The organism is Bradyrhizobium sp., assembly GCF_049581145.1.
Classification (GTDB): Bacteria; Pseudomonadota; Alphaproteobacteria; order Rhizobiales; family Xanthobacteraceae; genus Bradyrhizobium.
Genome location: NZ_JBAURI010000772.1, coordinates 1 through 13,619, shown reverse-complemented (window position 1 = coordinate 13,619; position 13,619 = coordinate 1). Strand labels below are relative to the sequence as shown.

11 protein-coding genes and 1 pseudogene are annotated in these 13,619 nt (G+C 64.4%); 6 read left to right on the top strand and 6 right to left on the bottom strand.

Annotated features, from left to right (window positions below; genetic code table 11):
* Positions 1 to 1,219, bottom strand: a 1,219-nt coding sequence (gene cysS, locus WCB02_RS25520) for a cysteine--tRNA ligase (protein WP_423962535.1), incomplete at its 3' end; no start/stop codon positions are given.
* Positions 1,220 to 1,499: 280 nt separating this feature from the next.
* Here cysS and WCB02_RS25515 point away from each other — a divergent pair.
* Positions 1,500 to 1,808, top strand: a complete 309-nt coding sequence (locus WCB02_RS25515) for a hypothetical protein (RefSeq protein WP_423962534.1) — start codon at positions 1,500 to 1,502, stop codon at positions 1,806 to 1,808.
* A gap of 126 nt (positions 1,809 to 1,934) precedes the next feature.
* The gene (locus tag WCB02_RS25510; protein WP_423962537.1) at positions 1,935 to 3,092 is read left to right on the top strand and encodes a DUF2865 domain-containing protein; all 1,158 of its coding nucleotides are present in this window, start codon (positions 1,935 to 1,937) and stop codon (positions 3,090 to 3,092) included.
* 5 nt (positions 3,093 to 3,097) lie between these two features.
* Here WCB02_RS25510 and WCB02_RS25505 read toward each other — a convergent pair whose 3' ends face one another.
* From WCB02_RS25505 to WCB02_RS25495, 3 genes are read right to left on the bottom strand one after another with little or no spacing between them, the layout of a single operon-like run.
* Positions 3,098 to 4,855 carry an NAD+ synthase gene (locus WCB02_RS25505; RefSeq protein WP_423962533.1) on the bottom strand — a complete coding sequence of 586 codons (1,758 nt, stop codon included), beginning with the start codon at positions 4,853 to 4,855 and terminating at the stop codon, positions 3,098 to 3,100.
* 44 nt (positions 4,856 to 4,899) lie between these two features.
* Entirely contained in the window at positions 4,900 to 5,253 is a 354-nt protein-coding gene (locus WCB02_RS25500) for a diacylglycerol kinase (protein WP_423962532.1), read from the bottom strand.
* Position 5,254: 1 nt separating this feature from the next.
* Entirely contained in the window at positions 5,255 to 6,643 is a 1,389-nt protein-coding gene (locus tag WCB02_RS25495) for a class II 3-deoxy-7-phosphoheptulonate synthase (RefSeq protein ID WP_423962531.1), read from the bottom strand.
* A 295-nt stretch (positions 6,644 to 6,938) separates the two neighbouring features.
* Between WCB02_RS25495 and WCB02_RS25490 the strand changes: the two genes are divergently transcribed.
* Positions 6,939 to 7,832, top strand: coding sequence for an alpha/beta fold hydrolase (locus WCB02_RS25490; protein WP_423962536.1), 894 nt, complete (start codon positions 6,939 to 6,941; stop codon positions 7,830 to 7,832).
* Positions 7,833 to 7,948: 116 nt separating this feature from the next.
* Here WCB02_RS25490 and WCB02_RS25485 read toward each other — a convergent pair.
* Positions 7,949 to 8,149 (bottom strand): annotated as a pseudogene (locus tag WCB02_RS25485) (polyhydroxyalkanoate synthesis regulator DNA-binding domain-containing protein); the annotation flags it as partial.
* Between the two features lie 572 nt (positions 8,150 to 8,721).
* On the bottom strand, positions 8,722 to 8,967 hold the full coding sequence (locus WCB02_RS25480; RefSeq protein ID WP_423962530.1) for a hypothetical protein: 246 nt from the start codon (positions 8,965 to 8,967) through the stop codon (positions 8,722 to 8,724).
* Between the two features lie 210 nt (positions 8,968 to 9,177).
* On the opposite strand from WCB02_RS25480, the gene WCB02_RS25475 reads away from it, so the two are divergent.
* From WCB02_RS25475 to WCB02_RS25465, 3 genes are all read left to right on the top strand, one after another.
* Positions 9,178 to 9,564: a BlaI/MecI/CopY family transcriptional regulator gene (locus WCB02_RS25475; RefSeq protein WP_423962529.1), complete on the top strand. Its 387-nt coding sequence runs from the start codon at positions 9,178 to 9,180 to the stop codon at positions 9,562 to 9,564.
* The gene (locus tag WCB02_RS25470; RefSeq protein ID WP_423962528.1) at positions 9,561 to 12,137 is read left to right on the top strand and encodes a M56 family metallopeptidase; all 2,577 of its coding nucleotides are present in this window, start codon (positions 9,561 to 9,563) and stop codon (positions 12,135 to 12,137) included. Before WCB02_RS25475 ends, WCB02_RS25470 begins: the two co-directional genes overlap by 4 nt.
* 252 nt (positions 12,138 to 12,389) lie before the next feature.
* Positions 12,390 to 13,619, top strand: a 1,230-nt coding sequence (locus WCB02_RS25465) for a DUF1800 domain-containing protein (RefSeq protein WP_423962527.1), incomplete at its 3' end; no start/stop codon positions are given.

The window sequence follows — 13,619 nt, the reverse complement described above, 5'->3', positions numbered from 1 at the left end:
TCCCTGGATCGATACCGAGAAAAAGGCTTGTGGCCAACAAATCGCAGCTAGGCTTGGACCAGGGATCAGCGCTTGTCCGGCAAGCTTCAACCAATTTCCGAATTTCAGTCAGTGCCAATGATGTATTGAGATCATCGGTAAGGGCCGCGAGCACTGCGCCCGACACCTCGCCTTTTGATGCGTCGCTGTACCGTGTGAAAGTTCTCCAACCATCCAGTTCCAGCGCTGACGCGTGCAAACCTGCCAAAGTCCAGTCGATCGGCGAGCGATAATGCGTCTTCAGCATGTTGAGGCGCAGCACCTCACCTGGCCAATCAGCCAGCAGTTCTCTGATGGTGACAAAATTGCCAAGCGACTTCGACATCTTCTCGCCTTCGACCTGCAGAAAGCCGTTGTGCATCCAGATGTTCGCCATGCGGTTTTCATGGAAGGCGCAGCAGCTTTGCGCCAGTTCGTTCTCATGGTGCGGAAACACCAGATCGATGCCGCCGCCATGGATGTCGAACTGTTGGCCGAGATGCTTCCAGGCCATCGCCGAGCACTCGATGTGCCAGCCCGGGCGACCCTCCGCCTTGATACCCGCGGGCGACGGCCAGGACGGCTCGCCCGGTTTCGACGGTTTCCAGAGCACAAAATCGGTGGCATCGCGCTTGTAGGGCGCGACATCGACGCGCGCGCCCGCGATCATCTCGTCGAGCGAACGATTGGCGAGCGCGCCATAGCGCGGCAGCACCGAATTGGCCGCGTTCATCGCCTGCGGCGAGAACAGCACGTGGTCCTCGGCGACATAGGCGAAGCCGCCCGCAACCAGTTTCTCGATGATGGCGCGCATCTCGGCAATATGATCGGTGGCGCGCGGCTCGACCGTCGGTCGAAGGCAACCCAGCGCATCGACGTCGTCGTGAAACTGCCTTTCGGTCCCCTCGGTGACCTTGCGGATCGCCTCGTTCAGCGGCAGCGCGGGAAAATCACGCGCGGCGCGCTCGTTGATCTTGTCGTCGACATCGGTGATGTTGCGGACGTAGGTGACGTGATCGGCGCCATAGACGTGACGCAACAGCCGAAACAGCACGTCGAACACGATGGCCGGCCGCGCATTGCCGATATGGGCAAAGTCATAGACCGTCGGCCCGCACACATACATGCGGACATGATCGGGATCGAGCGGCACGAAAGTGCGCTTGTCCCGCGTCAAGGTGTCGTACAGACGCAATTCCATGAATCACCCGTCCCTGCCGGCCGGGCGTCCAATGATCTCGGTTGAGAAAAGACGGCCTCAGCCAGCGAATCGCTAGCTCGTAATCTCGCGGCAAATGCAGCCAATGGCGAGGAAACCGTTCATGGCAGAAACCTATGGGCCAATCGAGGCCTCTGCGTCAAGGGCCGCGAAAAAGCCGCTTTCGGCGCCCAGAGGCTGCCGCCCCGTCCGCATGGTTAATCATTATTAATCAATTGGGTCTATCGAATGAGGGACGTCCCCCTCACTTCAGCGGTGCATCATGCAGTTCCCTCCGGCGCTCCTGGTGAGCGTGCTCCTCCTCGCCGCAACGGTCGCGGCATCGGCCGAAACCCGCGTATTCATCATCGAAAACGAGTCCGACGGCTATGGCGTCGACCAGTGCCTGGCCAAGGGCGACAGATGCGGTGCCCATGCCGCGCTGGCCTATTGCCAATCACGTGATTTTGCACAGGCCTCCTCCTACCGTCGCGTCGATCCCGACGAGATTACCGGGTCGGTGCCGAAAGACGGCGCAAGCTGCGGACGCGGCGGCTGTGGCGACCATGTCGCCATCACCTGCCAGCGTTGACGGGCGGTTCCCGCCACATCAGCGCCCCGGAAACGACGTGACGCTGCCGCCGGAAGCGTTTATGTGGAGCGGCCGCGGCGCTTCGGCTCGCGGAAATCCTCCGAGTAGCCGGATATGCTTGAAATATTGACCCGACCCTTGTCCAGACCGATTCTGACCTGCGCGGCACTCTTGGCCGCTTTGTCGGGCAGCCTGGCGCTGACTCTGCCCGCGTCGGCGCAGATGAATCCCGATCAGCCCGCCGCGCAGCCCCCGCAAGGCGCGCCGGTCAATCCGATCTGCCCACGGCTGGAAACGCAATTGGCGACCATCGACCGCGGCGGCAGCAGCGATCCCGCCAAGGACGAGCAGATCCGGCGCTATCAGGACGCCGCCACCAAGCAGCAGGGCGAGCTTGATCGCGTCAGGTCGCAGGCCAAACGCATGGGTTGCGACAATTCGGGCTTCTTTTCGCTGTTCAGCGGCCGGTCGGCCGAATGCGGTCCGATCAACAACCAGATCCAGCAGATGCGCGCCAATCTCGATCAGATCACCGGCAACCTCGAGCAGTTGCGCGGCGGCGGTTTCGGCGGCGCCGACCGCGACAATCAGCGCCACTCGGTCCTGCTTGCGCTCGCGCAGAACAACTGCGGGCCGCAATATGCGGCGATGGTGCAAGGTTCCGGCGGTTTCCTGAACAATCTGTTCGGCGGCGGCAACAACAACAATCCCAGTCTGCCGCCTCCCAGTGCCGACCTGAGCGCGCCATCCGGGACTTATCGCACCGTCTGTGTCCGCAGTTGCGATGGCGGCTATTTCCCGATTTCGTTTGCGACGGTGCCCGGGCGATTCGCCGACGACGAGAGGACCTGCAAGGCGCTGTGTCCGGCGACCGAAGCCTCGTTGTACGCCTACCGCAATCCCGGCGAGGACATCAACCAGGCGGTCTCGACCAACGGCCAGCCCTACACCTCGCTGCCGAACGCGTTCCGCTACCGCACCGAGTTCAATCCGTCCTGCTCATGCAAGGCGCCCGGGCAAACCTGGGCGGAAGCCCTCAAATCGGTCGACGACAAGGCCGCCGCCGAGCAGCAGGGCGACATCATCGTCACCGAGGAAAGCGCGAAGAAGATGCAGCAGCCTCGGCTGCCGGTGAGGCCCGCGTCTGCCAGGAAGGGCCTCCCGGCCAATGCCGATGCGGCCGATACCGCGCCGGCAGCCGCCGATCCCGCCGGCACCTCCGGTACTGCGTCCGACAACAAGCAGATTCGCACGGTCGGGCCGACCTTCATCCCGGCGCGCTGAAAGAATTAGCCCTCGAGCACATCGGTCGACGCCCGGGCGGAGCGCGAGATCAGGGTATGGTCCGGTTCGGGGAGCGGCTCGCCGGCATCGCGGAACCGGTTGGTGATGGGATAACGGCGGTCGCGGCCGAAATTCCGCCGGGTCACCTTGACGCCAGGCGCGGCCTGGCGGCGCTTGTATTCGGCGATGTTGAGCAGGCGATCGATCCGCGCCACCACTGCCCGATCGAAGCCGGCGTCCACGATGGCCGCTAGCGGTTCTTCCCGCTCCACCAGCCGCTCCAGGATGCCGTCCAGCATGTCGTAGGGCGGCAGCGAATCCTGGTCGGTCTGGTTCTCGCGCAGTTCGGCGGTTGGCGGCCGGGTAATGATGTTGGCCGGGATCACCTCGCCGGACGGTCCGAGCGCGCCTTCAGGTTTCCAGGAATTGCGCAGGGCCGAGAGCCGGAACACCTCGGTCTTGTAGATGTCCTTGATCGGATTGAAGCCGCCATTCATGTCGCCATAGAGCGTGGCATAGCCGACGGACATTTCCGACTTGTTGCCGGTGGTGACCACCATCGCGCCGGTCTTGTTGGAGATCGCCATCAACAGCGTGCCGCGGGCGCGCGCCTGCAGATTCTCTTCCGTGATGTCGCGCGGCAGGCCGGCGAAGGTGTCGGACAGGATCGCCTCAAAGCCCTGCACGGCCTTGGCGATCGGCAGTACCTCGTAGCGGATGCCGAGGCAGGTCGCGAGCGAGCCTGCGTCATCGAGCGATTCCTGCGCGGTGAAACGGTATGGCAGCATGACACCGCGCACCCGCTCGGCGCCGAGCGCGTCGACCGCCATCGCGGCGCAGAGCGCTGAATCGATGCCGCCGGAAATGCCGAGCAGCACGCCGGGAAACCCGTTCTTGCCCACATAGTCGCGCAACCCCAGCACGCAGGCGGCATAATCGGCCTTGTCGCCCTCGAGCAGCGGCGCCACCGGGCCGTTGCAGCGCCATCCATCATGACCCCTGTGCCAGCGCAGCGTGGTGACGGTCTCGACGAAGTCCGGCAGTTGCGCCGCCACTGACAGATCGGCGTTCAGCGCAAAGGAGGCGCCGTCGAACACCAGTTCGTCCTGGCCGCAGACCTGATTGAGGTAGACCAGCGGCAAGCCGCTTTCGGTGACCCGGGCCACCGCGATCGACAGCCGCACGTCGGTCTTGTCACGCGCATAGGGCGAGCCGTTCGGCACCACCAGGATTTCCGCGCCGGTCTCCGCCAGGCATTCGACGACGTTCTCGTAGTCCTCGGATTCTTCCAGCCAGATGTCCTCGCAGATGGGAACGCCGACCCGGATGCCGCGGATGATGACGGGCCCGGCGGCCGGCCCGCGCGCAAACAGCCGCTTTTCGTCGAACACGCCGTAATTCGGCAGATTGGCCTTGTAGCGGATCGCGGCCACGCGGCCGCCATCCAACAGCGCACAGGCGTTGTAGAGCTTGCCCTCCTCGACCCAGGGACTGCCGATCAGCATGGCCGGGCCGCCATCGGCGGTTTCGCGCGCCAGGGTCTCGATCGCGGCGCGGCAGGCCGCCTGAAACGCCGGCTTCAGCACCAGGTCTTCCGGCGGGTAGCCGCAAATGAACAATTCCGGCAGCACCACGAGGTCGGCGCCGTCGTCCCGCGCGCGGACGCGCGCGGCGCGCGCCTTGGCGGCGTTGCCCTCGACATCCCCCACCGTCGGGTTGAGCTGGGCCAGCGTGATCAAGAACTCTGCGGCGCGGTCGGTCATGGCTTGATGGTGCACCGGAGAACGCTCGACTGCAATCGGCTGCTTCAGATCGCGCCCATGCGCTCGGCGATGGCAAACAGCCAGAACAAAGCGGCCATGATCAGCGCGACGCCGACCGCCGCCGATCCGAGATCCTTGACCCGGCCGATCTGCAGATCGTGTTCGGTGGTCAGGCGGTCGGACAGCTTCTCGATCGCGGTGTTGAGCAGTTCGACCACCAGCACCATCACGACGACCGCGACCAGCTCGACCGAGCGCATCAAGGTGGCGCCGACCACCCAGGCCAGCGGCAGCGCCAGTATGAGCGCGCCGACCTCCTCGCGAATCGCCTGCTCCGAGCGGATCGCGAACGCCAGGCCATTGCGCGAATTGATGGTGGCCCGCCAGAGCCGCAGCAATTTAGAATCCCGCCGCGGCCGAGACCGGCCGGACCTTGCCACCTCGCTCATGCTTGAGCAACTCCGCGATCAGGAAAGCCATGTCGATCGACTGTTCGGCATTGAGCCGGGGATCGCAGACCGTATGGTAACGGTTATTGAGATCCTCGTCCGTGATGGCGCGCGCGCCGCCAATACATTCGGTGACGTCCTGCCCGGTCATCTCCAGGTGGACGCCGCCGGGGTGGGTGCCTTCCGCCGCATGGATCAGGAAGAAGCTCTTCACTTCCGACAGGATGCGGTCGAACGGACGTGTCTTGTAGCCCGAATTCGAGGTCACGGTGTTGCCGTGCATCGGATCGCACGACCACACCACCACCCGCCCCTCGCGCTGCACGGCGCGGATCAGGCCGGGGAGATGGTCGGCGATCCTGTCGGCGCCGAACCGGTTGATCAGGGTCAGCCGCCCCGGCTCGTTGTCCGGGTTGAGCACGTCGATCAGCTTGAGCAGTTCATCCGGCTGCAGCGACGGGCCGCATTTCAGGCCGATCGGGTTCCTGATGCCGCGGAAATACTCGACATGGCCGTGATCGAGCTGGCGGGTGCGGTCGCCGATCCAGATCAGATGGCCCGAGGTCGCGTACCAGTCGCCGGTGGTGGAATCGACCCGGGTGAAGGCCTGCTCGTAGCCGAGCAGCAGCGCCTCATGGCTGGTGTAGAAATCGGTTGCGCGGAGTTCGGGATGGCTTTCCAGATTGAGCCCGCAGGCGCGCATGAAGTTCAGTGCGTCCGAGATGCGGTCGGCCAATTCCTTGTAGCGGCGCGACTGCGGCGAATCCTTCAGGAAGCCAAGCATCCACTGATGTACGCTGCCGAGATTGGCAAAGCCGCCGGTGGCGAATGCGCGCAGCAGGTTGAGCGTCGCGGCCGACTGCCGATAGGCCATCAGCTGGCGCTGCGGATCGGGGATGCGCGCGGCCGCGGTGAACGCGATGTCGTTGACGATGTCGCCGCGATAGATTGGCAGCGTGACGCCGCCGATGGTCTCGGTCGGCTGCGAGCGGGGCTTGGCGAATTGTCCGGCAATGCGGCCGACCTTCACCACCGGCAGCGCGCCGGCATAGGTCAGGACCACCGCCATCTGCAGCAGCACGCGGAAGAAATCGCGAATATTGTTGGCGCCATGCTCGGCAAAGCTCTCGGCGCAATCGCCGCCCTGCAGCAGGAAGGCCTCGCCCGCGGCCACCCGCGCCAGCGCCTTCTTCAGATTGCGTGCCTCGCCTGCGAAAACCAGCGGAGGAAACGTCGCAAGCTGCGCCTCGACGTCGGCGAGCGCCTTGGCGTCGGGATAGTCGGGCACTTGCAACACCGGCCTGGTGCGCCAGCTGTCGGGTGTCCACCGCTCGGACATGAAGTCAACTCCTGAGCAAAAACCACGACTTATCGGGGTCTTGGTGTCGGGGGCCTTGAGGCGCTGCCTTATACACAGGCACGAAGACTGCCGCCACTTGGATTTCGGTCACCGCCAAGCCTACAACGCAAACCCTTGCAGCAGCGGCCGAATTCGCATTTTCTTGAGCTTGATCCGGAAAAGTGGTTAGCGGTTTTCCCGCGCGACAATCGCGAAACGCATCTGGGCAGAGATCATGCTCGAACAAAAGCGAGCCGCAGGCGAAAATGCCGGAAAAATCGCCGTGACCAAGGCCATGCTCGATGACGTTTTTTCCGATGACATCGCACTGCCAGCGACCGACGGCTACCTGCTGGCGGCAACCCTGTTCCTGCCGCGCGGCGCCAAGCGCCACGCCGTGCTGATCAATTCGGCAACCGCCACGCCGCGGAAAATCTACCGCGGTTTCGCCGGCTATCTGGCGCAGCGGGGCTGCGCCGTGCTGACCTATGACTACCGCGGCATCGGCGGCAGCCGGAAGCGGGCGCTCGAAGGCTACAACCAGCCGAAATCGCTGCAAGGCTTCAAGGCCTCGATGGCGGACTGGGCCGCGCTCGATGCCACCGCGGCGGTGGCCTGGATGCGCCAGCGCTATCACGATCTGCCGCTCGGCTATGTCGGCCATTCCTTTGGCGGCCAGGTGCTCGGACTGCTTGCCAACAATGCCGACGTCTCGCGCGCATTGTTGATCGCGGCGCAGGCCGGCTACTGGAAGCTGATGACCACGCCGGAACGCTATCGCGTCTACGCCCTGCTCAGGTTCGTGGGCGTCCCCGTCACCAGGGCGCTGGGCTATGCGCCGGGCCGGATGGGCATCGGCGAAGACCTGCCGAAGGACGCGTTTCTGCAGTGGGTCAGATGGGTGATGAGCCCGCATTATCTGTTCGATGACACGACACTCGGCGGCCTGCCGAATTTCGCCAAATACCGGGGCGCGCTGAGCGCGATCTGCCTGTCCGATGACCCCTGGGCGACGCGGCCCGCGGTGGAACTGCTGTGCGCGGGTTTTGGCGCGGCGCGGCCTGAGATCGTGACGATTGCGCCCGCCGACATCGGGGCTGCGAAGATCGGCCATTTCGGCTTCTTTCGCGCCGAGCATCGCGACACGCTGTGGCGCAGTGCGGCGGAATGGCTGCAGGCGGAGCGATGACATCGCGCCGCCCCCTTGTTGTCCTCCTGAGAATGGATCGGCAGGTCCGCGTGTCGGAAACGTCGCAACGTGGCGGCAATCAGGATCGACCGCTGTGGCTACCTCACCCTGCGGGAGTTTTCCTGCTGGAAGGCGATCTGCGCCAGCACCGATTGAGTGATGTCGGCACCGGTCTTGGCGTCGTAGACGAGAAAATTCCTGCGTCGCTTCACCATGGCCGCGAGCTCATCGAGCGTCACAAAGCTGAATGTGCCGGTATGATAGAGGCGCCGGTTCGCATATTTCTCGATGATGGTTGGGCGGTCAGAATTTGCCATCGCCTTACACCGGGAACCCCGACGGTATCGCCGCAGGGCGAGAGCAATTTATAGCACCACAACTTGAGCATTCAAAGCGAATCGCCGTACCCGATGTGACCGGCTCCCGTCTGCGCCAGCACCTCGACGCAATGCCGGGCGCAGCCCGCCCCACCATCCGAGACCACTATGGGACAAGGCGATCGACGATGATCGCCTCAGGAGCCATGGAAGAGCCGACATCCACGATCGCTATTGCCTCGTCATGTCTGCGAACTGCCTGCCGCTGTACGGGCCCACGAAAGTGCCGGTTCCGATGCACAGCAGTTTCGCAGCGTGGCACGTCGGGACCCTGTCCTCCCGCCTGCTGGACAGGCGAACACACAAGTCAGCGTATGCGCTACATGTGCGGGGCGCCGCGGCCCTCATCACCGCCACCTGGTAGCGACGAGAGCGGCCTCCATCAGACCACTGGCAACATTTGCCATTCATCTTGGTGGCTGACACGGCCACAAAATCCGACGCAAGCACGATGCCGGACAGTGCGAGCGCCAGGACAACAGTCATTTTCGCCACGATTGAACTCCTTGCTTTCAATTTTCGTGCTTGGCTTGCTCGATGCGCTCCGCACGATATTGCTGCGTCCCTCGGTCGAAGTCGCACCGATCGACCGTACCGATCTGCTCAACCGCGACCGCCCCGTTGCGGAGCCAGCCGATAATCGCCCGCATGGCGCGCGCCACACCCCGCGACCGGGGCGCGGCCGCCCTGAAAACGCAGGTCCGGCCGTCGACGGTGTGGGTGATGGTTCGTTCGGCTTCGCGGATTGATCGGCTCAAGGCTACGCGCCCCTCTGTAATGCTACCATTCGTAGCATATGCGCAGGGTGCGCCGCGCGTCAAGCGATATGAGGGTCTCCGCGCGGCGACCAGCAGCCTTTGCAACCACCGCGCGAAAAAGCCGGGGATCGCTGTTGCGGAATCCCGCTCCCTGTGCGACGTTTGGTAGCGTTACAAGAACGCCAAAACACGCACGGAGATACAATCGAGATGAATGACAGCCTGCCCGACCTCGGCGACCTCGAACGCGAGGTCATGCAACTCGTCTGGGCCCATGGTCCGATCACGGCCGAGGCGGTTCGCGAGCGGCTGTCCCGCCCTCTCAAGGAATCGACGGTGCGGACCGTGCTGCGAAGGCTGGAAGACAAGGGCTACACGACACACACGGTCGATGGGCGGACCTATGTCTACCAGGCGGCCGAGCCGCGCGGACAGGTCGCGGCACGCGCCGTGCAACGGATCGTCGACTGGTTCTGCAACGGTTCGGTCGAAGAGGTCATGGTGGGCATGGTGGATAATGCGATGCTCGACCAGCGGCAGTTGCGCATGCTGGCCGACAAGGTTGCCAAGGCGAAAGCGAAGGGAGGGAAGAAGTGATACTGGCGGTTCTGGCGGAGTCGGCGCTGCGCTCACTGCTGCTTGGCGCCGCCGTGTGGATCGGCTTGCGGCTGCTGGATGTCCGCAATCCGCACCTGCAGATGACGTCCTGGGTGATGGTGCTGGCGGCGTCGCTGTCGATGCCGCTGTTGATGCATTGGACCACGGTGACAATCACCTGGTCGCCTCCCGCCTTTGACCCGGCGCCGGTCGCAGCGCCGGAACAGGTCTGGTCCGCCAATGGCCTGTGGCCTGCCGAGAGCCTCTGGCCCGGTGCGAGTCCGTCGCCGGCGGCGCTGCCCTCGCCGGTTCCGCCCGAATTCGGCGTCGCCGCCGAGGCTCGCGACCAGCATGCCCAGGCCATCAATTGGTGGGCCGTCGCGACGGTCATTTACGCCTTGATTGCGGGACTGCTGGTGCTTCGCTTGGCGGTCGGCCTCTCCCTGACCTGGCGCATGGTCCGTGCCGCCACGCCGATCAGGGACTGCCGAGCTGGCGGCGCCGATCTGCGCGTCAGCGATGCCATTGACGGGCCCGTCACCTTCGGCTCGACCATTCTCGTTCCGCCGCAATGGACCGATTGGGACGCCGCGAAGCGCCAGGCCGTGCTCGCCCATGAGGGAGCCCATGTCGCCCACGGCGATTTCTACCTGCTGCTGCTGGCCTCGCTCAATCGCGCGGTATTCTGGTTCAGCCCGTTTGCCTGGTGGCACCTGGTCCGGCTCGCCGAGCTGGCCGAGATCATCAGTGACGCCAAGGCGATCGAGGCGCTGGAAGACCGGCTGTCCTATGCCGAAATTCTGCTCGATCTGATGCAGCATCGCCGGCAGGTGCCGGTGAGCCTCGATATGGCGCGGGCCTGCACGGTCTATGCCCGGGTCGAGCGCATTCTCGGCGCGACCATGCCCCCCGCGAAGCTCGGATGGCGAAAAAAGCTGCAGACCGCGGCCATCATCGTACCCGTCGTCATCGTCTCGGCCGGCAGCATTGCCTCCGGCACCCTGCCGGCATCGACCCTCGTTGCCGCAGGCTCTGCGGATGCGACGGCCGAGGCGCGCAAGCCGCGGCAAGTCGACTTCTACGCGTTCGGCCCGACCTCGATCTTCGCCGTGTTTCGCGACGGCGAAGATCGGTTTGGGCAACTGAGCTGGCAAGGCAAGCTGCGGCTGTCCGCGGAGCCGGACGGCACCTATTCCTACCCGGCCGCCGCCGGCCAGATCACGTTTTCCGCTGGCGACGATCGCCCGGCGGAGCTCTCGCTGCACGAGAACGGTCGCGACATGCGCGTGGCGCGGATCGCAGAGATCTCCGGACCGGGAATCACTGTCGATGCAAGCCTGCTCGATTCCTATGTCGGCTGGTACGAGTTGTCTCCGGGCCGCGTGCTGACCGTCACGCGCGACGGCGACCGGCTGTTCGTGCAGGAGACCGGCCGAGGGAAATTCGAGGTGGTGGCCCATGACGGAGATGCCTTTGCCGGCAATCACGACGATGTCGTGATCTTCCTGCGCGATGAGCAGGCAAAGGTGACCCGGGTGCTGTTTCAGGAATCGCGGTCCGGTGCGCATCTGGCACCGCGGATCGCGGTCGCCGCGGCAAGAACGATCGAGGACGAATTTGCGCGGCTGATGGCGGAAGTGCCGGACCGATTTCGCGATCAGATCCCGGCGCCGGGCACCAAGGATGCGATCCTGCGGGGGATCGCGCAACTGCAAGGCGGCGCGCCGAACTACGAGGCGATGAGCGCGGCGTTCGCGGCCAAGGTGCATCACCAGGCGCCACAGTTGCAGGCGATGCTGAAAACCCTCGGCACGGTCGAATCGATCTTCTTTCGCGGCGTCGGTCCCGGAGGTTATGACATCTATGGCGTGAAATTCGCCAATGGCTCCGCGGAGTTTCGGATTCTGCTGGCGCAGGACGGAAAGGTCGACGATGTCCTGTTTCGGCCGGACGGCGATGATACCGCCGGTGCGATCGTCCCCTGTTCCAACGAGAAGAGTTTGCGATCTCACGACGGCACGGCGCCGATCAAGATGCTGCTCTATAACGCTACCGGCAGAGACATCCGAATCTACAGGCTAGATACCGAGGGGCATCGTACCGGCCAGGGCACGATCGGCAGCACGATGCTGTCCGGAATTCTGACCTCCGTCGACAATCCGTGGGTCGTCGCCGATGCTTCGGGACAATGTCGTGAGATCGTGCTGCCGGGACAGTACACCCGCTATCATACGGTCGAAGCCTCTTTTGTCAGCGAACCGCCGGTGCGGCGCAATGCCCCGCTCGCCGGCAGCGAAGACATGCTACGGCGTTATATCGAAGCGCTCGGCCGCGGCGCACCGGACTACGACCGCATGACCCCTGAGGTCGCGGTGCAGACGCGGGCACAGCTGCCTTTGGACCACGCGATCATCAGCAGGCTTGGTGCGCTGCGAGCCATCTCGTTTCGCGGCGTGACCCAGCTCGGCAGCGATATCTACGTCGCACATTTTGCCAACGGTACCGCCGAGTGGCGGATCGGCCTCGCCAAGGACGGCACGATCGGACATATCGCGCTCGGCCCGCAATCGTAGAGCCCGATCCGCACTTGCTTTGCGGCACGATGGATTGCTTCGCTTGCGCTCGCAATGACGGCGTGTGGGGACTGCCTGAGCACCCGGCTGACTGCGATCGCGGGCGCGAAAGAGTCAGCTATCGCATATTGGAGTTGCATCCACCGCGCGCGAATGCTACGTTCTGTAGCGTTACGAGATGCAGCTCTTTTAAGAACCGGACGCGACCAATCATTCGGCGCGCCGCGGCTCGAAGTCTTTCGAGGCATGGCCATGAGCAATTCCGCAAAAGCCGACGCAATGCTGGCGCTCAACCGGTTCGGCATGGGGCCGCGCCCGGGATCGATCGCGGCCATCGAGAGCGACCCGCGCGGCGCTCTGCTCGCCGAACTCGACCGGCCGATGACAAGCCTCGCTGCCGCCTCCGCGCTGCCCTCGAGCGCGCAGGCGCTGCGCACGGTTGCCGATTTCAACGCCAGGCAGCTGGCTCGCGCGGCCGTTGCCAAAAGGGAAAAGGACGCGAAACAGCGACACATGGCAGAGGCGTCCGCAATGGCGGCGCCGGCCATGATGGAAACAGCCGCGACAGCCGATAAGGACGCAAAAGCCGACAAGGAGATGGCGGCGAAGAGCGAGGCCGAAAATCCAAGGCAGCCGATCTACCTCGCGGAGGCGAAGATCCGCACCGAAGCGGCGCTCAACGCCGACATCGGATTGAGCGAACGGCTGGTGTGGTTCTGGTCCAACCATTTCTGCATCTCGGCCGACAGCATCCGCAGCATGGTCGGCGCCTATGAGCGCGAGGCGATCCGTCCGCACGTGCTCGGCCGCTTCACCGACCTGCTGCTGGCGGTCGAGGGCCATCCAGCCATGCTGGTCTACCTCGACAACCTGGTCTCGATGGGCACGAATTCGACCACCGGCATGATTCGCAACCGCGGCCTCAACGAGAACTTCGCGCGCGAGACCCTGGAGCTGCATACGCTCGGCGTCCAGAGCGGCTACACCCAGGACGACGTCATCAGCTTCGCCAAAGTGATGACCGGATGGACCTGGCTGCCGCCAGCTGATGATCCGGAGCATGGCGGCGAATTCGCCTTCAATCCGCGGCTGCACGAGCCCGGCGCGAAGACCGTGTTGGGCAAGGTCTATGAGGATGAGGGGATCGACCAAGGCCGCGCCGTGCTGCGCGACCTTGCCGTGCATCCCGCGACCGCAGCCCATGTCGCCACAAAACTCGCGCGCCATTTCATAGCCGACACGCCGCCGCCGGCGCTGGTCGAGACGATGACAAAGGTGTTCATCGAAACCGGCGGCGACCTCAAGGAGGTCTGCAAGGCGATGCTGTCGTCTCCGGATTCCTGGTCCGCGCCAGCCACCAAGCTGAAGCGACCGGGCGAATGGATCGTCGGCATGGTGCGCGCCACCGGCATCGCGCAGGTCGACCCCAAGCGGTACACGGACGCCGAGACGCTGCTCGGCGAGGCCTTGTGGCGTCCGTCA